Here is a 19131-nt window from a genome sequence, read left to right as displayed (position 1 = left end):
TGTACACAGCGCGCGGACGGTCGCCCGCTACGGACTATCGGATGCGGCTGCCGATGCGAAAAACAATTTGCGTCGGCATGGCGAGTTATCCGATACTGCGTTTATCGCTTACAGCGTAAATTCATATGAAGCTCCGTCCGGGTTTTGTGCTGGAACTGGCCGTCAATTTCCTGCTGCCGTGGCTCGCCTACCGGCTTGCACTGCCGCATCTGGGCGAGACCGGCGCGTTAATCGCGTCCGCCGTGCCGCCGGTCGTCTGGAGTCTGATCGAACTCGCCCGCTTCCGGCGCGTTGACGCGCTGAGCATGATGGTGGTGGCCGGGATCGTGCTGTCGATTGCGGCCATGGCGCTGGGTGGCAGTCCCCGCATGCTGCTGTTACGGGAGTCGCTTGTGTCCGGCATGATCGGCGTGGCGTTTCTGCTGTCCTTGCCGATGCGCCGCCCGCTGATTTTCTACCTTGCGCGCGCCAGCGTCGCCCGCGAAATGGAAGGTGGCGCCGCGCGCTTCGAAGCGCTGTGGCAGGAACGCCCCACGCTCGGGCCCGCCTTGCGATTCATGACGCTCGTGTGGGGCGTTGGCCTGACTGGCGAAACGGCGCTGCGCGCGTGGATGGCGCTCACCTGGCCGATCGAGCGCTTCCTCGTGGTCTCGCCGTTCATCGGCTACGCCATCTATGGCGGACTGATGCTATGGACGCTGTGGTACCGCAAGAGCATGCGCAGCCGGGCCGAGACGCGGATGCCGACGGACGGGATTGCCGGGTGAGTAATTCGGGGGGCGCGGACATCGCGCGAAAGCGCCGCACGTGCGCCCCTTACCGGTCAGCACACCGTCCCGCACCATCGGCACACCGTCACACACCGTGGGCCCCCTACCCCACGCCGCGCCCCGCTTCCGCAATCCGCGCGGCGAGGCCCGAATCACGCTGCGTCGGCGTGGCAATCGCCTGCGCCAACACCGCGCGCGCGCCAATCACGTCCACCCGTTCACGCGCGCGCGTAATCGCCGTATAAACGAGTTCGCGCGACAACACCCGGCTGAATACGGATGGCAACATCAGCACCGCGTGCTCGAACTCCGAACCCTGTGACTTGTGAACCGTCAGGGCGAACGCGGTGTCGTGCGGCGGAAGCGCCGCCGGCGAGACGGCGCGCAAACTGCCGTCGCCGGTTCGAAAATACACGCGCAGCGCGCCGCCCGCGCCCGGCAGGGCAATGCCGATGTCGCCGTTGAAAAGCCCGAGCGCGTAATCGTTGCGCGTCACCATGACCGGGCGCCCGGCGAACCACTGCGCGCCCACGGCCAGCGTCACTCCCGCCGAGCGCCGCACCTGCGCCGCCATCGCCGTATTCACCTGATCGACGCCGCGCGGCCCTGAACGGGTCGCACACAGCACGCGGAAACGATTCAGCGCGTCGAATAGCGGCACCGGGTCCGGCGTTTCAGATGCGAGGGCTGCGGCGAGCGCGTCGGCATAGGAGGCGAAGCCGGTGGCAAGCCGCGCGACGGTGCGCTCAGCCAGCGTCGCGTGCGAGTCTTCATGCAGCGCCGCTGCGCAGGCTTCGGCAGGGTCGATCCGCAGCACTTCGAGCGCCGCGCTCGCCGAGCCATTGCGAATCGCAAGCGACAGGCGGCCAATCGGCGATTCCAGGCCGAACCGGTAATTGCGCTCGAGCCACACGACGCAGTCGGCAAGTGGGTTATGCGAACGTGGTGCTTCGTAAGCGCCCGGCGCATCGGGTTCGTCGAACAGGTCGGCAGGTTCGTCGCCAGCACCCGGCGACCCGCCCGGCAATGCCTGCGCGAGCCGCGTCGCATCGATGCCGAGCGCCTGCGCGATTCGTTGAACGCCACCTGGCGTCATAGCCGGCTGCGCGCTTAGTTCGGCAAACACCGCGCCGGCCTCGACGGCGGCGAGTTGGTCCTTGTCGCCGAGCATCACGAGACGTGTGTGCGGCGCGATGGCATCGAGCAGGTGCGCCGCCATGGCGACGTCGATCATCGACGCCTCGTCGATCACGATGACGTCGTAAGGCAACGGATTGTCGCGATGATGCCGGAAGCGCCCTCCCGGCCCGGAGCCGAGCAGACGGTGCAAGGTGTAGGACGTCTGCGGCAAACGCGCGGCGAGTTCCGGCGGCAAGGCCCCGGCACGCGCGAGCAAGGCTTCCTGCATGCGCTGCGCCGCCTTGCCGGTGGGCGCCGCGAGTGCGATCCGCAAGTCGGCGCGCGCATCGAGCAGGCAGGCAAGCACACCGACCACGGTGGTGGTCTTGCCGGTGCCGGGTCCGCCGCTGACGATAGTCAGTTGCCCTGATAAAGCCATGACCGCCGCGACCCGCTGCCAATCGACTTCGTCGTCCTTCGGCGGGCCAAAGTAGCGCAGCAGACGTGCATGCAACGCCTGGGCGCGTTCGCGTTCGCTTTCGCCTTCAGCCGCCCCTGCGCCCGAACCCGAGCGCAGCGCCTCGCCCGAACCCGCCGCATCAACTTCGTGTGCTCCAGCCGATGCCTCCTCGCCACGCCCGGCGCCCATCCCCGCATGCGCCACCAGCGCGCGGGCAAAGCGCCGCTCGTAGTCGTAATAGCGCGCCAGATACAAGCGCCCTTGCGCGTCGACCACGAGCGGCCGCAACGCCGACGCGCCTCGCGCACCATCGCTCGCCATCCCGCTCGCGAACAGCGCCGCGCGCACTTCGGCGTGCGATGAGTCGAAGCGGCTCGCGAGCTCGCCCAACGGCACACACACGTGCCCCTCGCCGGTCGCACGACTCGCGGCGAACGCGCCTCGCGCGGCCCACCTGACCGCCTCGGGCGATGCGCCGCCACGTCGGGCCAGCTCGCCGATGCGGCGCGCAAAACCTTCGGCGAGCGCAGTGCTGAAATCGGCCGGCGCGGGCAGATTCACGCCGATATCGTCGAGTTCCAGCGGCCCCGACGCCGTCTGATCGAAGGTGCTCATGCGGCACCTCCAATCATGGCCGCATCGAGCAACGCCACGAGTTCGAATGCGGGCCGCCGCCTATGCACGCCCGCGGGCCCGTCGGCATCGCGCCACTGCGGACGCACGCCGCGCACGAACAGATACAGATAGCCTCCAATGTGCGTGTCGTACGAATAGTCGCGCACCCGCGTTTTCAGATAACGATGCAGCGCGACCGTATAAAGCAGCGCCTGCAGGTGATACGCATGGCTCGCCATGGCCGCTTCGAGCGGCGCGGCGGCGTAGTCGGCCGCGGTGTCGCCGAGGTGGTTCGATTTCCAGTCGACGATCCAGAAACGTCCGTCGTGCTCGACAATCATGTCGATAAATCCTTTGACGAAACCGCGCAGCACACCAGGTTCCAGTGCGACATCGGGATATCCGTGTTCGATCAGCAACTCGCGCAACGCGGGGAAATCGAGCGACGGCGCAGCGAACAGAAACTCGAGTTCGTTAAGACGCCGGCGCGGATTCAGATTCGCGAGCGCCATGCCGGGCTGCAACTCCGCGGCAACGACGTCCCTCAGAAGGTTGTGCATCATCGCGGGCAAACGGGCCGCGAGTTCCGGCACAGCCGGTGCCGGCCGCTCGCGCAACGCGCCACGGATCGCCTCCGGCCACGTAGAGCGATCAGTAAAGTCCGCGAGCTCGAACATGCGATGCAGGCAATCGCCCGCCGCCGCGCCGCGCGGAAACGCGAGAATGTCGTCTTCCGCATAGGACGGCGGTTGCGCAATGGGCAGCGGCGTGGCCGCGAGTGCATCGGCAAGCTCGTCATGATCGGGGCGCACTTCTTCCACCGGTACGTGCACCTCACCGGCTTTGTTGCCGGCGGCAATCAGCCCGCTGAAGCTCGCCATGCGCCACTGATCGCGCAACGGCCGGCGATTCACGCGCGCCTGCATGCGCGCGCCGCTGTCCTGAAGGCTCTCCAGCGGCACGCCACGCTCCGCGCGCGGCAACGCCTGCAACGTGACCGGCCCGCCCGCCAGCGCGTGCCAGCGTGCCGACAACGCGGCTTCGTCGGGCGGCTCGGCGAGCCAGTCGTCGAAATCGTGGCCCTCGCCGCCTACCAGCCAATTCAGCACGCTACGGCGCGACTCCTTCGTGGATCGCGACGACTGATACGTGCCCGCAACCAGATAGCAGCGGTACACCGCGCGCGTGAGCGCCACGTAGACGAGCCGCGCCCTCTCGGCCGCCTGTTCTCGAACGGCGTAACGCGATGCGCGCTCGGCCTCGTCGTCATCGCAACCGTAGTGCAAGACGGCATCGCCCGTGGCGTCGTGATACTCGCGCGCATCGGGCAAGCCTGAGGACGGCGGCTCGCGCAACGCGCCGTCGTTCAGGAACGGACAGAACACCACCGCGTATTCGAGCCCTTTCGATTTATGGACCGTGACGATCTGCACGAGATTGCGATCCGACTCGAGCCGCAACTGCGCGTCTTCGCCACCGCCTTGTTCGCGTTGCGCGGCGAGCCAGCGCAAAGTTGGCGCGATACCAGGCTGCGTCGCGGCGCGTGCCTGCACCAGTTCCGCCAGATGGTTCACGTTGGTCAGGCGGCGCTCGCCGTCCACGCCGGCAACCAGACGTTGCGCGACGCGCAGCTCGCGCATCAGCGTACGCCACATCACCGCGAAGCCGCGTTCATGCCACAGCGTGCGGTAGCGCGAAAAACGTTCGACCCAGCCCATCGCGTCCGCTGCGTGAGCCGGATCGCCGGCAGCCGATGGCGCGTCGGCGGCCTCTTCGAGACGCCATAATGCGGCGGCGTCCAGCCCCAGCCAGTCGGTTGCCAACGCGGCGCGCAGACGGCGCAGATCACCGGGCGTGTCGACAGCGGCCAGCACGCGTTCGATCTGCTCGGCGTCGAGCGTCGCGAACACCGAGGCCTGCGCCAACTCCACGCTGCCGACACCCCAGGCCGCCAGCACCCGTTTGATCAGACTGCCCTGCTTATGCGTTTGCACCAGCACCGCGATGTTGCCGGGCGCGAGCGGCTCGTCGCCGATCGTCACAGAACCTTCGCGCGCGCCGCGCAACAACCGCACGATCTCGGCGGCGCACGCTTCGCTCGCTTCGCGCTGAGCCTCGCGTTTGGTCAACACAGCGTCGCCTTGCGGCAAGGTCCAGATACGGAAGTCGCCGGCGCTCGTGTCCGGGTCCGAGAAAGGCGGCCGCCGCCGTTCGCCCGCACGCACCGGTTGATAGTCGAGGCCGTCCAGCACGAACGCCTGGCGATTGGCTTCGAAGAACCGGTTGCACGCCTCGACGATCGGCGCGGTCGAGCGCTGGTTGACCGCCAGCGTGTAGCGCGCGGACGCCGACGCGCGCGCGGCCAGATAGGTATGCAGATCCGCCGCGCGAAAACTGTAGATCGCCTGCTTCGGGTCGCCGACCAGAAACAGCGGACCCGCGGGCGCGAAGATGCGGTTGAAAATCGCGAACTGCAGCGGATCGGTGTCCTGAAACTCGTCGATCAGCGCAGCCGGATAACGCGCGCGCAACGCTTCGGCAAGCCACGGATGCGCGGCGAGCGCACGGTACAGGTTGGATAGCAGATCGTCGAACGACACCACCCGGCGCGTGCGTTTGCGCGCCACCAGTTCGGCGGGTGCGTAGTCGAGCCACTGCTGCACGAGCGAGAGCCAGCGCGCGCCTTGTGCGGCTTCGGCTGCCACCACGGCGGCGGCGAGCGCTTCAGCGGATTCAAAGAACGGATGCTCGGGCGGTTCGAACTTGACCTTGGTGGCCTTCTTCAACGCCGACACCGTCAGCTTCAAAGCGGCCTTCGGCGGCGGCGCGTGGCAATCGCCCTGCGCGAAGTACTCGGTCCATGCGGCGACTGCGGCACTCACCTGTTCGGGCTTGTGCGAGGTCCGGCTTAGACGCTCCTGCGCCTGAGCCAGCAAACCGGTAATCGCTTCGCGCTCCGCATGCCAGAGGTCGCGGGCGCCCTCGAAACCGGCTTGCGGATCGGCGCCATTTCCCGTTGTATCGACCTTGCCCCAGCGCAATTGCGCCAACGGTTTTTTCAGGCGGCGCGCCAGTTGTTCGTCGAGCGAAGCGGGACCGGCGCGCTTCGCCACCAGCCATGCGGCGAAGGCGGGATGCGCATGCGCCACCGGTTCCACCTGCTCACGCCAGAAATCAGACGCCAATTCGAAGCGCAAGGCCGCGTCGTCGGCTTCCATCTCGAAGGCGAAGGGCATGGCCGCGGCGAACGGCGCCTCCTGCAGCGCGCGCTGACAGAATGCGTGGATCGTGTGAATCGCCGCCTGGTCGAAAGTGCGCAACGCTCGCCGCACGACCTTCAAGGCGGCCTCGCGTTCGATGCCGCGCTCCGGTGCCAACGTCGTTTCGAAGAGACGGCGGATGAACGGATCGCCGCTGTCGTCGTCCATCTCGATGGCACGATGCAATTCCGCGAGACGGCCACGAATGCGCTCGTGCAATTCCGCGGTCGCTGCCTTCGTGAACGTGACGACGAGAATCTGATCCGCGTTCAGGTTCTTTTCGAGCAGCAACCGCACGTACAACGCGCAGATGTTCCACGTCTTGCCGGTGCCCGCCGACGCCTCGATCTGATTGACGCCGTCGAGCGAACAGGCAAAGACGTCGAGCTCTTCGGCGACTAACGCTTCATGGTGCATGGCGCCGCTCATGATGCGCTCCGCAGATGCTGGATAAGCGGCTTGAACACGATCGCGGCGAGGCTGCCGAACGGTTCGTCGAGCGTGAGCGGTGTGCCGCGCAGTGCGATGCGCAATGCCGGGTCGTCGGACTCGCCGCGCACGCGGTCGTTGATCCAGACACCCTGGGCGGCCGAATCGCTTTCGCTGACTTTGCTCCACGCACTCTTCGGGAAAAAACGCAGCGGCAGCCGGCGCCCCGCCTTGAACAACGCGGCAAGGGGCGCCAGTTCTTCAAGCGGCGCGGCAACCGGCGTGAGCTCGAAGCTCTCGCCGCTGCCATGCCAGACGGTGCGGCGCGGGCCGTTCGGCCGGGCGGCGCAATACACGAGATGCGCAAGCCACGCGGACAGATAGTCGCGCGCGGTGGGTTTGGCGTAGCGGAAAATCACTTGTCCTGTGTCGGTGAGCAAGTTCAGATTGCCCTGCAATTGCAGCGGTGTTTCGGCTGCCTCGCGCAGCAGCGTGTCGTGCGGGCCGAACAGCGCGCCGGCCATATCGGCGCCCTCGGGCCAGCGCGGCGCGATATCGAGCGCGAACGGCAAACGTTCGACACCCGCGGCCAGCTCGCGGCGCACGCGCCCGGCGAGTTGCTCCAACGCGCCGAGCTCCCGGCTGCGCCACACGGCGCCGGTCGCGCCGCCCGGCAACTCCGGGCTCGCTGCGGCAACCCGGCGTACCCGTTCGACCATGACGTCCTCTTCCAGGTCGACGTCGAGCAGCACCGGCAACAGGCGCTCCGCGAGGGCATCGCGGCCGGCGTAGTCCAGTTCGAACGGCTCGGTGTCGAGCAATTCACCCTGCGCGTCCGCGAGGACGATACCCAGCCGGTCGCGCAACAGCGAGCGTGCCGGGTGCCGCCAGAAACGCACGAAATCGTCGAAAGCAACCGGCTCAGCGTCTTCAGGCGGCAATGGCTGCTCGAAGAACGGGGCGGCAGCAGCATGCGTTGGGGCCGCCAGCAACGTGGCGAGTTCGGCGCGATCGGCGTCGTAGCTGAATAATTCGGGTTGCGGCGTGAAATAGTCCGGCGCGAACGCCTGCAGCGGATGATCGACGATGAACGCATGCCGTGCGCGTTCGATTTCAGCCGGCGTAGCGTCTTCGCCCGCCGACACCTGGGCGAGATGGTCGAGCAATTCGTCGACCAGCGCGGCCGGCGGCAACGGCGCGTTGTCGCGAATACTGCGACCCGTATACGCGATGAAGAAACGCTCGCGCGCCGCCAGCAGCAGATCGAGGAACAGATTGCGCTCGTCGTCGCGGCGTTGCCGGTCGCCGGCTTTGCCGAACGCGGCCATCAGATCGAACTCGTCGGCACGCGCGAGACTCGGCAAGACGCCGTCGTCCATGCCGAGCAGGCAGACGATGCGATACGGCAAGCCGCGCAAGCTGGTCAGCGACGAGAACGTCACACTGCCCCACGGCACGCCGCCGCGCGCCGGGTCGTCGAGTGCTTCAGTGAGCGCGCCGCGCACCACGGCGGCGGGCAGCGCCACCTCTTGCGCGCCGGCTTGCATGGCGTCGCCCATCTTGTCGATCGCGTCGCGCACGGTGGCGAGCGATTCGGCGAACTCGACACCGCCGTCGAAACATTGCGCGAGCGTGTCGAGCAGCAATTGGGTCCATTCGGCGGGGGTTTGTTCTATCGCGCACTGCGCGGCAAAGGTGTCGATGTCGTCAACGAAACGCGACAAACGGCCGAGCAATTGCGCGTCCGAGCCGCCCGCGCCTTCTACCGGCAGCCACGCATCGACCGGCTCGCCGCCGTCCGGCATCGCGTAGCCGAGGTACAGGCGGGTGAGCGCATCCGCGAACGTGTGACGCGCGATCGGAACGTGTTCGCCCACCGGCTCAACCGGCGCGAGCCCGCGCCGCGCGCCGGCTGCCGCCAGCCATTCCTGCGCGGCTTCGAGCGAGGTGGCGTCGATCCCGTAGCGCACCGCAATGGCGTCGACGCGCAGCCATTCGATCAGCTCCGGCGCGCCCACGCTGCGCTCGGGCAAGGCGAGCCAGTCCAGCAGCACACGCGCAACCGGATTGGCCTGCGACGGCGGCAAACCTGTGATCCGGTACGGAATGCGACGCGTATCGCCCTGCGGCGTGGTGCCGAACACGGCATCGATCAACGGGCCGGCCGCCGAGAGATCGGATACGGCAACCAGCACGTCGGACGGCTGAAGATCGTCGAACTCGTCGAACCAGCCGAGCAGGCGATCGTGCAGCACTTCGAGCTGCCGCGACAGACTGTGACAGACATGGACTTCAATGCCACTCTCGAGCGGCACTTCGCCGGCATCGGTTTCCGCGCGCAGATCGAGAATGCCGTTCTGCACGGCCGCCAGCCAGCTCGATTCGGGATTCTCGGTGAACTCACCGGTTTCACCGGAGGCCGCACTCTCGGTCAGTTCATGCAGCATATGCAACTGCGCCTGCGTCTGGCGTCCCCATTCCGCGAGCAGTGGATGGCCGACTTCCTGATAGTCGAGTTGCCCGGCAGCGTCGAGCGCCTCGACGCGCCCTTCGCTCACGACGTCGAACCAGAACTCGCGGCACGGGTTCATCACATACAGGCGCACGTCGACCCAGCGCGAGAGCGCGCGCAGCAGCGCGACGTGCAACGGCGGCATGGTCGGCAGCGCGAACACGCTGACGGCTTCAGGCCACTGCGCGTTCGAGATCGCTTCGAGATCGAGCGTGCCGATTTCATCCAGAAAACGATAAGCGGGCGGCAACGCGGCTGCGGGGTTTCGTGCATCACCCGCCAGTTCCACCAGCACGGCGCGCCACAATGCCGCCTGCCAGCGTTCGTCCTCACGCGCCGCTTCGCTCGCGCCGACCAGCCGCGGGCCAGTGTCCTGCGCAGCGCCGCTCGCGAAAATCGAACCGCCCTTCTGCCATTGCAGCAGCCATTCCGGGCGATAGGTCAGGTAGTGGTCGAGCACGGTGGCCACGCGCCGCGCCAGTTCGTAGCGCATGGATTCGTCCGCGGCGTCGAGATACGTGCGCAGGCGCGGCGACGCATTCCAGGGCAGCGCCTCATCCGTCTCGCCCAGCAGCCGGTAGCAGCGCCACACGAGCCGGTCCGGCGCGAACGGCGAATGCTTCGGCACCTCGATCACACCGCCAATCTGCGCCCACAGCCATTGCGCGAGATAACCAAAATTGACATTCGCGCAGATGCCCTGGCGCGCGGCGATATCGAGCTCGAGCCGGCGCCGCACCGCCGCGCTCGGGACGATCACGGGCTGCGCGCTCCAGGGGTCGGACGGCGCTTGCGCCATATTGTCGAGCAGCGCGCCGACAAGCGTTTCGTAGCGGTTCGAGTAGAAGAGCTGGAGCATGGATCCTGGGGCTTGCGCGCGACGCCAGGCGAACGCCGGAGCCGCGACAGACAGTGAAGCGACAGCATAACAAACGCGCTCCCAGGGCAGAACCTGGCCGAACGGACGAGGTCAGATCGTCCGCAAAATCAGTTAGACTCGACGGCAGTTTGGGCCGGCCCCTGGGCTTGCCCCTTCAACCGCGGTTTTCTCAGCAAATGGAATCCAGGCAGTCGATGCGCTATTCGGTTGAAATAAGAAAATTCCTCTATAGCCAGTACTTTTATGGCGGCCTGCGTATCGCCGTCGGCGTGTCGTTACCGGTATTGTGTCTGATCGTGTTCCACGATCGCGACCTCGGTTTCACGATCGCCACCGGCGCGCTCGGCGCGTGTGTCGTCGATATGCCGGGCCCGCTCAAATACAAGCACAACGAGATGCTGGCGTGCACGGTGATCGGCTTCCTGTCGGCGCTCGCCACCGGGCTCGCCACGGTGAACGCGTTGGCACTGTGGTGCACGGTCGTGCCGCTCACTTTCGTGTTGTCCCTGATTGTCGTATATGGCAATCGCTGGCCGCAGATCAGCTTTGCCACGCTGTTCATGATGGTCGTGACGCTGGAAGAGCATTTCACGCCGATGCAAGCGCTCGTCAATGCGTCGTGGATTCTGGTGGGCGGACTCTGGTACACCTATTGGTCAACCTTGGTAAGCCGCTGGATGATGCACCGTATCGAGCAGCAGGCGCTGGCCGAAAGCGTGTTCGCATGCGCCGACTATCTGCTGGCGCGCGCCGCGTTCTACGACCTCGATAACGATCTCGACGAGTGTTACCGCAATCTGGTCGACAAGCAGATCGCCGCGGTGGAGCGTCAGGACGCCGCGCGCGACATCGTGCTGCGCAATCTGCCCAAGCTCAAGAGCGGCAAGCTCGAGCCGCGCCGCGCCATGCTGTTCAATCTGTTCATCAATACCGTCGATCTGCATGAGCTGTTCGTGGGCGCGCATACGGACTATCCGCTGGTGCGCAACACGTTCGGCGGCTCCGACCTGCTGGTGTTCTACCGCGACCTGATCCGCAAGGCCGCGGGCGATCTCGAGGAACTCGGACTCGCGGTGCTGCAAAACCAGGCACCGCGTAGACGCGTGAACCTCAAGGCGGAATTGCGTGCCATCGAGTTCGAGATCGATCTGATGCGCAAGCAGGACCTGCCGGCCAAAAACCACGAGGCTTACTCGGCGATCTCGGCCACCTTCCGGCGCGTCTGGAGCGCCACGCGCCTGATCGACAAGATGCACAAGAGCCTCTCGAGCCCTCCTAGCACGAGCGAGACCGAATTGCGGCTCGACCAGGCGCTGAGCCGTTTCGTATCGAGCCGCCGTGTGCCGTTCGGACAGATCTTCTCGAACCTCACCATGGCCTCGCCGAGCTTCCGTCACGCGTTGCGCGTGACGATCGCGGTCGCCGTGGGATTCTGGCTCGGACGTCTGCTGCCGCTCACCAACGCCTACTGGATCGTGATGACCACCGTCATCATTCTGAAGCCAGGCTATTCGCTCACCAAGCAGCGCAACGGGCAGCGGATCGTCGGCACCCTGATCGGCTGCGCGGCGAGCATCGCGCTGCTGATCTTCGTCAAGGAACCGCACATCCTGCTGGTGGTGATGTTCGCGTCCATGGTGATGAGCTACAGCCTGCTGCTGTTCAACTACACGGCAAGCGTGGTGTTCACGTCGTCCTATGTGCTGCTGATGTTCCACCTGCTCGCACCGGGCAGCATGCGTATCATCGGCGAACGCGCGATCGATACGGTAGTGGGTTGCGCGATCGCGATTGCGGCGAGCCACCTGTTCCCGTACTGGGAATACCGCTTGATGGGCAAGCTCGTCAACACCATGATCAGTGCGACGCGGCAGTATCTGGAAGCGAGCTGGTGGTGGAGCGGCAAGCCGGCAGCGGCGGTCGTGGCCACTGTCACAGAAGCCGGCGCGCGTGCCCCGGCCGCGGCAATGGCCGATCCGGCGATCGGCTTCGGCATGCCGGCGCTCGCGGCATCGACCGGCGGGGCAACTGGCGAGATCGGCGCCGCGGCCGGCACGGGAACAAAACTCGCGGCCGCCATCGGCGCGGGTGCCGGCATTACTGGCAACTCAGCCGGAAATTCAACTGGCAACTCAGCCGGAAACTCAACTGGCAACCCAGCCGCGAAACCGGCTTCGAGCGCATCCGCCGCCGCAGCGGCGGCCGCCACCGCGCTCGATCGCGACTACCGCTACCGGCTCGCACGCAAGAACGTTCATGTGGCGTTCGCCAATCTGGGGCAGGCATTCCAGCGCATGATGCTCGAACCGAAGTCCGCGCAGAAGTTCGTGCCGGAACTGAACCAGCTGCTGGTACGCAGCCACGTGCTCGCCTCACAGATCACCGCGGCCGCGCCGTTGCTGCGCACCTCCGCGCAACAGCAAGCCGATGGCGTTTCGCTGCAGCCGCTGCAACGCGCGCTGAGCGCCGTGCGCGACAACCTGACCGAAGCCGAAGCGGGCACCGCGCCGGCCGCCGATCAAGGCGAACAGATCAAACTGCTGAGCCGCGAACTCGATGCAATGGTGGTCGCCACCGAAAAATCGCCGGACTACTCGGCGGACGCAGTGAACGAAATGAAACTGCTCGCGCATCAGTGCAAGCAGATGCTGTCCGCGGCGGCGCAGATTCGCAAAGATGCGAGCGTGATTCGCCTGCCGGACGAGTGAAGCGGCCAGTGCCGCGAGGGAACCGGTCGCGGCGCAGGCCTTGGCGGCCGCGCCGTGGCGCTTCGTTCTCGTGCTACTGCGCCGCGCCGCTGGCCGGCTTCGCGGCGGCAGTCGAGGCCGCGTCCGAAGAAATCGACTGCGTGTCCGGATTCTGGCTGTCGAACTCGCGCTTTTCCTTGATGGCGTTATAGAAGAGCGTGGCGATCACCAGCAGTACCGCGACCACGATGAAGACAGCAATGCCAAATGTCGGGTTCTTCTTGCGCGGCGGTTTGTTCATGAGGCGGACTCGGTTCGCGAGGCAGTCGCGGATGGTGTCAGGGAAGGCGGCATTCTACGCTGACTGAGCTTGCACACGGCTTGCAGCGCGCAGGCCAGCTCGCTCCCTTCCCCTACGCCACTACCGAAGGCCTCACCGGCAGCGCCGTCGAATACTTGATCTGCTCCATCGCGAAGCTCGAACTCACGTCGTACAGCGGCACGGCGCCGATCAACTGCTTGTAGACGCGGTCGTAGTCGTCGATATCGGACACCACCACGCGCAGCAGGTAATCTACTTCGCCGCTCATGCGGTACACCTCCACCACTTCCGGAATATCCTGGACAGCACGCGTGAACGTTTGTGCCCACGCCTCGGTGTGCTGGTTGGTGCGCACGGCGACGAACACGGTTGTGCCCACACCGAGTTTGCGGGCGTCGCACAGCGCAACCTGAGCGCGAATTACGCCCGTCTCCTTCAGACGCTGCAGACGCTTCCAGCACGGCGTTTGCGACAGATTCACGCGCTGCGCCAGTTCGGCGATCGGCATGGTCGCATCGTGTTGCAGCAGTTCGAGCAGCTTCCGGTCGATGATATCCATTCCCATCATGACACCCTCATAGGAAATTATTCTACTTTTCAGATTCCACGGGGAATTATATGGAAACTCTTTCTCCGGTCAAACGGGTATAAATATCGTTATCCGAGAATAACTGAAAAGCAGCGCTACCGCTGCATCACGATCATGACCTACGACCTCCGTTCAGCCGCTCCTGACCGTCTCTCCGTCCAGAACGCACAGCCCGCCGGCACGACCCAGGCGGCCTCCGTCGCGCTTGCCGGCGTACCGTCGCGGGCGGAACGCAGCGCGCCGCTGATGCGCCTGTGCGATACGCTGGACGCGATGTTCGAGGCCTGCTCGCACTTCCCTGAGCCGTCGCACTCAACCTTCTTTGCGCGCAGCATGCGCCTCGCGCTCGCGGGGGCGGCAGCGAACCCGGCGTTGCTTACGGCGGCGCAACGCGAGGGCTCAATTGAGACCTACCGGCGTCATCTGCTGGCTGCCGACCCGCACGGCCGCTATGCGATTGCCGCGCTGGTATGGATGCCGGGACAGGCAAGCCCGGTGCACGCGCATCACACGTGGTGCGGCTATGCGGTGGTGGACGGCACGCTAAGCGAAACGGTGTTCGAATGGCGCGGCGAAGAGGAGTGCGCGAGCGCCACGCGGACACAGGCCCGCAACCGGGGCGCGGTGTCGTTCGTACGTGGCGGCCGCGGCGCGATTCACCGGCTGGGCAATAACAGCGATGCGCCCGCTATTTCGCTGCATATTTATGGTGTCGCGGGCACGCAGATGTCCACGCACGTCAACGATATCGTGCGCACGGCAGACACGCCGGCGCTGGCCTGACGCAACGCACGGGCAGGTGTCAACCTGCCCGCTCCCGCTCTCCTCAACTCTTCCCGCCCGCCTCGCCGGCCGTAGGAATCTGCGGTGGAATCGGTGCGGTCTGCCCAGTCGGCGGCGGCGCCGGCCGTGGTTCGTGTGAAACGTCGCGCGCCATGGCGAGCGGCGCATGCACCGCCCGCGCCGCTGAGGACGCCGTCTGTGCGTGCCCGTGTTCGTGCCCATGCGGACCGGCCCCGGATACTTCGTCGTCCTGCAACGGCTGACCTTCGCTGTCTTTCGACGACGTATACACACGCATCTGCTGCACCGGGATCTCGATGCCCGCTTCGTCCATCTTGCGTTTGAGGCGCAGATTGAAGGCGCGCGCCACGCTCCATTGCTGCAGCGGTCGCGTCTTGATCTGGCCTTTCACGACCATCCAGTTCGGATCGAAGCGGTCCAGCCCCCACACCTCGATCGGCCCGAGCATCTCGCGACGGTACCGGAAGTCGGCCATCAGTTCCGCCCCGACTTCGCGAATCAGTTCCGTGATCTGATCGACGTCGGTGGAGAAGGACATGCGGACTTCGAACACCGCGTAGGCAAAGTCGCGCGAGAGGTTCTTGACGATCTTGATCTGCGAGAACGGGATCGCGTGAATCGCGCCTTGCCCGTCGCGCAGACGCACCGTCCGGATCGACAGATGCTCGACCGTGCCCGCATGGCCGCCGTCCACGTCGATCCAGTCGCCCACCGAAATCGTATCCTCGATGATGATGAACAGGCCCGTGATCAGGTCGGTGACGAGCGACTGCGCGCCAAAGCCGATCGCAAGGCCGATCACGCCTGCGCCCGCCAGCAGCGGCGTGACGTTGATGCCGAGGTTCGCCGCGGTCACGATGCCGGCTATCGTCATGATCGAAACCAGCAGCACGTTGCGCACCAGCGGCAGCATGGTGCGCGCCCGTGTGCTCGGCGCGCGCGCCTTGTTGCGCAGTGAGCCCGGACTGAGCGCTTCCGTGATCGCGGTGTCGACCAGAATCCACAGCAGCCAGGCAATGAAAACGGTCGCGACGATCGCCGTCACGGCATGCGCGATACCGCGCGCCGCGACGTTTTCTTCGACGACCGCCGCGAGCGATACGCCCCACAAACGCGCCGCGAATTCGAAGAAGAACAGCCAGATGAACAGCGTCAGCAGCGTGCCGCAAAAGCGCAGCAGGCGTGTCAGATACGGCGAACGGCGACGCGCGCGCGCACTGCGCGGACGCGTCAGTCGCAGCACCACCGCCGACAGGAAAAACGCGAGCACCAGCAACAGCGCGGTCACCACCGAAATCTGCAGCACGTTTTCGCTGGAACCGGACCCGCCGAGCGTGGCGACCACGGACGCGGTGGCCAGCACCAGCACAGGCACGTGCCAGAGCGCGGCGAGCACTTCGAAGGCATCGGTCGCGGCTTTGTGGTTGTTGCGCTGCTCGTAAGGCCGGTTGCGGATCAGATGCGCGATCGGCCGGCGAAACGCCAGCGCGAAATAGCCGGTCAGGACCGCCGCCGTCATGTTGGCCGCGGTGGAAATCAGCGCGGCGAGGTTCGAGCCGAGTTGATGCGCGACGTCGTAATTGACGGCCGCGTCGCCAAGCGCGCCGCACACGCCGATCACGAACAGCACACGCCGCGCATGATCGATCAGCAGGCGCACCGCGATCCGCCGATGCCCCGAGCCGAACAGCGAGAACATGATCAGACAGATCGCGGAAAACACCGCGCCCGCGACGATGGCATAGGCCACCACCAGACCGAGCGTGCGGCCGAGCGCGTCGGGCATGGCGCGCACGAACAGCAGCGCCGCCACAAAGGCGATGATCCACGGCCCGACGCGGCGTAGCGCGAAAACCAGCAGCTCGCCCGTGGTGGGATTCGGGTTCAGTCCCATGACGATGCCGAAACGCCGGTACAGCCTTTGCTGCAGATAGATCAGCGCGCCCGCGCACGCCCCCCATCCGGCCAGCATGGCGATCATCGCAAACAGGACCTGGCCGAAGCTCTCGTGCCCCTGCCCTGAAATGATCGTGTAGAGCTCGTTGCCGGCGGCGTTGAAGCGCCCGCCCCAATAGCGCACGGGTGTGCGGCCCTGATGCACATCGGATTCGAACGAGGCGATGCCCGACGCGATCGCACCGAGCAGGCCGGGACTGGGTTGCGCCGGAGCAGGCGTGGACGCCGCGACGTTTTGCGACGCGTCGCGCAGCTTCTTCAGTTGCGCGACGAGCGCGGTGCGCTGCCGGTCGTTGTCGAGCGTGGTGATCACACTGTCGAGCGAGCGGGTCAATTCCGCCTGACTCGCGGGCGAAGGCGCGGAGGCCGCCTCCGCCGCCGACGCGCCAGAGGCGGCAGCGGGCGTCGCCGACACGGTCGCGCTGTTGATCAGGCTTTGCAGGGCCGGGATGACCGGCGTAGCGGTGACAGCGCCGGCCGCGAGCGCATTCGCGGGTATCCAGCCGACGCACAGCATCAACGCGACGCACAGCGCGCTCATCCAGGCGCGGAGGCACGCCGCGACATTCGAACGCGCGCCGCGGCGGGCGTCGCGTCCCACCTGATGGAAAGAAAATTGAAAGACGGCGCGTGTGGCCGGCTGCCCGCCGCTGGACGGCGCAGCGACGGCCTCACGCCGCGATGGGCATGGCTGCATGGCAATCCGTAAGGAATCGGGAGACGCCAGTGTAGCCGCACTTTTACCGGGACCGACCGGACATGCGTAACCGAATGTTAGAGCGCTTGCGCGGGTTCAGTAAGCGACGGTCGCGATCTGACGGATGAAACGCCCCTGTTCGAGTTCATCGACGAAGGCAACCGCGTAATCTTCAGCGGAAATGCGGCTATTGCCCTCGGCGTCGGCCAGCAGCGTGTTCGCGCCGGTACGGAATTGACCGGTGCGCTCGCCGGGGGCGATCAGCGCGGCCGGGGCGAAGAACGTCCAGTCGAGATCCGTGACGCCGCGGTAGGAGTCGAACGCCACGCGATGCGCGAGCGCGATCGCCTTGTAGGCTTCCGGGAAGCCTTCTGCATCGACCAGTTGCTTGCCCGGCGCCACTTCGAGTGAACCCGCGCCGCCCACCACCACGAGGCGCTTGAGGCCCGCCGCGCGCACGCCGTCGACCAGCGCATGGGTCGCCTTCGTCAACGCCGCGAGATCGTCATGCGGCGGCGCATACGCGCTTGCCACCACGTCGTGGCCGCTTACCGCGGCGGTGACGCTCGCGGCGTCGAGCAGGTCGGCCTGAGCCGCTTTCAGATTCGCCACATCAGCCGGCACACGCGCCGGATTGCGCGCCAGCGCCGTGACCTGATGCCCGCGGCGAGCCGCCTCGGCGGCAATGCGCGAACCGATCATGCCGGTGGCGCCGAACAATGCGATCTTCAACTGTTTGCTCATTTCACTACTCCTGTCATAAGCCAATATGTAACTACGTTGATTACATATAATGAGGAAAAAAGAGGGGCTTAGGCCCCCGTTGGTCAACGTTGATTAACGGCCGCGTGCTCGACTGCATGCTCAGCTTTAAAACACGCGCCGTTCCATGCTACTTCGTTACCACGTCACCCTTGCGAGCGCCGCTTGCGCTCCCGCAGCTTCTCGGCCCGCACCACGTCCGCCGTAGCGTCGGCCAGCGTACGCGCACCGAGCGAGGCCTCCATGGCTTGCTGCGCATCGTCGATGATGCCGCGCAACACACCCTGAATATGGCGCCCGACCATGCACGCCGGATTCGGCTCCTCGCGATGCATCGCGAACAACTGCGCGTCATCCACCGCGCGATACACCTCGAGCAAGGTGATCTGCTCAGGCGCCCGGGCGAGCAGCGCGCCGCCGCCCGCACCCAGTTGCGAGACCGTGAGCCCCGCCTCCGCCAGCATGCCCAGCAGCCGCCGGACCAGCGCGGGATTCGTATTCACGCTGCCCGCGATCATCTCCGACGACAGCGGCACGCCCTCCTGCAACGACAGCAGCGCAAGCACATGCACCGCGAATGCAAACCGGCTACTCGTGTTCACAGCAAACCCGCCCGACGACAATGTGTAACCATAGTAATTACATTTAATCCGGCTGTCAACGAGCGCTGCTGTCTGAGCTACCTAAGCCGCCTGTCACTTGTCCATCTGCTTTTGCGCGTCGCTGCCGTCGCCCGATGCCGCCGCCGCCGACGACGAACTCTGCGCCGACCACTCCTGCAGCTTGTGCCCTGCCGTCTCGAGTCCCTGGCCGGTCAGCGAAGCGGCCTTGCCGAGTTGCGCATGCGCCGCGCTCGCGGCATTTTGCAGGTTGGCCTGCGCGGTAGAAGCGAGTGCGTTGGGGTCGAGATTGATCGACGGCGCGGAGGCCGATTCGAGATTCTGCTGCGCGGCCGCTTTGGTCGCATCGACCTGCTGACCGACGTAGCTGGCGGCCTGATCGAGCTTCTGACCGGCGAGCTGCGCCGCGTCGTTGAGCTTGCCGGCGACCTGATCTGCCGACGCATTGTTCTTCTGGCAGGCAGTGAGCCCGCCGAACACAAGGGCCACAAACGCAGCGCGGCGCAGCAAGGGGGAACGGATAGATGAAATCATGTCTGATAGATAGCCGCGACGAGCGGCTTATGCATACGAAAACGCGCCCATGATACGCCGTCGCGGTTCTGTCAAACGTAGTGGAGTAGACTGCCTGAGCTTTTATGGGTGTCGA

12 protein-coding genes are annotated in these 19131 nt (G+C 65.9%); 3 read left to right on the top strand and 9 right to left on the bottom strand.

Annotated elements, in window-relative coordinates; all coding sequences use genetic code 11:
* The first annotated feature begins 125 nt into the window (after positions 1-125).
* Positions 126-767, top strand: coding sequence for a VC0807 family protein (locus tag A6V37_RS30200; RefSeq protein ID WP_064269673.1), 642 nt, complete (start codon positions 126-128; stop codon positions 765-767).
* A 106-nt stretch (positions 768-873) separates the two neighbouring features.
* Here A6V37_RS30200 and recD read toward each other — a convergent pair whose 3' ends face one another.
* From recD to recC, 3 genes are read right to left on the bottom strand one after another with little or no spacing between them, the layout of a single operon-like run.
* Entirely contained in the window at positions 874-2964 is a 2091-nt protein-coding gene (gene recD, locus A6V37_RS30195) for an exodeoxyribonuclease V subunit alpha (protein ID WP_064269672.1), read from the bottom strand.
* Positions 2961-6653, bottom strand: coding sequence for an exodeoxyribonuclease V subunit beta (gene recB / locus A6V37_RS30190; protein ID WP_064286641.1), 3693 nt, complete (start codon positions 6651-6653; stop codon positions 2961-2963). The genes recD and recB overlap by 4 nt, the downstream gene beginning before the upstream one ends.
* Positions 6650-10024, bottom strand: coding sequence for an exodeoxyribonuclease V subunit gamma (gene recC, locus A6V37_RS30185; RefSeq protein WP_064286639.1), 3375 nt, complete (start codon positions 10022-10024; stop codon positions 6650-6652). The genes recB and recC overlap by 4 nt, the downstream gene beginning before the upstream one ends.
* 215 nt (positions 10025-10239) lie before the next feature.
* Here recC and A6V37_RS30180 point away from each other — a divergent pair, with 215 nt between their 5' ends.
* A complete protein-coding gene (locus A6V37_RS30180; RefSeq protein WP_064286637.1) occupies positions 10240-12753 on the top strand; it encodes an FUSC family protein in 2514 nt (837 codons plus the stop codon).
* 73 nt (positions 12754-12826) lie between these two features.
* On the opposite strand, the gene A6V37_RS30175 is transcribed toward A6V37_RS30180, so the two are convergent.
* Both A6V37_RS30175 and A6V37_RS30170 read right to left on the bottom strand, forming a co-directional pair.
* Positions 12827-13033 (bottom strand): hypothetical protein, encoded by a 207-nt coding sequence (locus A6V37_RS30175; RefSeq protein ID WP_064269668.1) that lies wholly within the window; start codon positions 13031-13033, stop codon positions 12827-12829.
* A gap of 112 nt (positions 13034-13145) precedes the next feature.
* Positions 13146-13619, bottom strand: coding sequence for an Lrp/AsnC family transcriptional regulator (locus tag A6V37_RS30170; protein ID WP_064286695.1), 474 nt, complete (start codon positions 13617-13619; stop codon positions 13146-13148).
* 138 nt (positions 13620-13757) lie between these two features.
* On the opposite strand from A6V37_RS30170, the gene A6V37_RS30165 reads away from it, so the two are divergent.
* Positions 13758-14426: a cysteine dioxygenase family protein gene (locus A6V37_RS30165; protein ID WP_082902777.1), complete on the top strand. Its 669-nt coding sequence runs from the start codon at positions 13758-13760 to the stop codon at positions 14424-14426.
* 43 nt (positions 14427-14469) lie between these two features.
* On the opposite strand, the gene A6V37_RS30160 is transcribed toward A6V37_RS30165, so the two are convergent.
* From A6V37_RS30160 to A6V37_RS30145, 4 genes are all read right to left on the bottom strand, one after another.
* Entirely contained in the window at positions 14470-17100 is a 2631-nt protein-coding gene (locus A6V37_RS30160; RefSeq protein ID WP_064286636.1) for a mechanosensitive ion channel family protein, read from the bottom strand.
* 96 nt (positions 17101-17196) lie between these two features.
* Positions 17197-17844, bottom strand: a complete 648-nt coding sequence (locus tag A6V37_RS30155; RefSeq protein WP_064269666.1) for an NAD(P)-dependent oxidoreductase — start codon at positions 17842-17844, stop codon at positions 17197-17199.
* A 164-nt stretch (positions 17845-18008) separates the two neighbouring features.
* Positions 18009-18464, bottom strand: coding sequence for an Rrf2 family transcriptional regulator (locus A6V37_RS30150; RefSeq protein WP_064269950.1), 456 nt, complete (start codon positions 18462-18464; stop codon positions 18009-18011).
* A gap of 93 nt (positions 18465-18557) precedes the next feature.
* Entirely contained in the window at positions 18558-19016 is a 459-nt protein-coding gene (locus A6V37_RS30145; protein WP_064269665.1) for a BCAL1086 family glycoprotein, read from the bottom strand.
* Positions 19017-19131: the final 115 nt, after the last annotated feature.

It is taken from the genome of Paraburkholderia ginsengiterrae (assembly GCF_001645125.1).
GTDB classification, from domain to species: domain Bacteria; phylum Pseudomonadota; class Gammaproteobacteria; order Burkholderiales; family Burkholderiaceae; genus Paraburkholderia; species Paraburkholderia ginsengiterrae.
Note: the sequence above shows the minus strand (reverse complement) of the source record. Positions and strands in the feature narration are given on the sequence as shown.

What these genes read in the sequence shown, in the direction of transcription:
- A6V37_RS30200 (WP_064269673.1), top strand. Translation starts at nt 126, where the DNA reads ATGAAGCTCCGTCCGGGTTTTGTGCTGGAACTGGCCGTCAATTTCCTG.
- recD (WP_064269672.1), bottom strand. Translation starts at nt 2,964, where the DNA reads ATGAGCACCTTCGATCAGACGGCGTCGGGGCCGCTGGAACTCGACGAT.
- recB (WP_064286641.1), bottom strand. Translation starts at nt 6,653, where the DNA reads ATGAGCGGCGCCATGCACCATGAAGCGTTAGTCGCCGAAGAGCTCGAC.
- recC (WP_064286639.1), bottom strand. Translation starts at nt 10,024, where the DNA reads ATGCTCCAGCTCTTCTACTCGAACCGCTACGAAACGCTTGTCGGCGCG.
- A6V37_RS30180 (WP_064286637.1), top strand. Translation starts at nt 10,240, where the DNA reads ATGCGCTATTCGGTTGAAATAAGAAAATTCCTCTATAGCCAGTACTTT.
- A6V37_RS30175 (WP_064269668.1), bottom strand. Translation starts at nt 13,033, where the DNA reads ATGAACAAACCGCCGCGCAAGAAGAACCCGACATTTGGCATTGCTGTC.
- A6V37_RS30170 (WP_064286695.1), bottom strand. Translation starts at nt 13,619, where the DNA reads ATGGGAATGGATATCATCGACCGGAAGCTGCTCGAACTGCTGCAACAC.
- A6V37_RS30165 (WP_082902777.1), top strand. Translation starts at nt 13,758, where the DNA reads ATGACCTACGACCTCCGTTCAGCCGCTCCTGACCGTCTCTCCGTCCAG.
- A6V37_RS30160 (WP_064286636.1), bottom strand. Translation starts at nt 17,100, where the DNA reads ATGCAGCCATGCCCATCGCGGCGTGAGGCCGTCGCTGCGCCGTCCAGC.
- A6V37_RS30155 (WP_064269666.1), bottom strand. Translation starts at nt 17,844, where the DNA reads ATGAGCAAACAGTTGAAGATCGCATTGTTCGGCGCCACCGGCATGATC.
- A6V37_RS30145 (WP_064269665.1), bottom strand. Translation starts at nt 19,016, where the DNA reads ATGATTTCATCTATCCGTTCCCCCTTGCTGCGCCGCGCTGCGTTTGTG.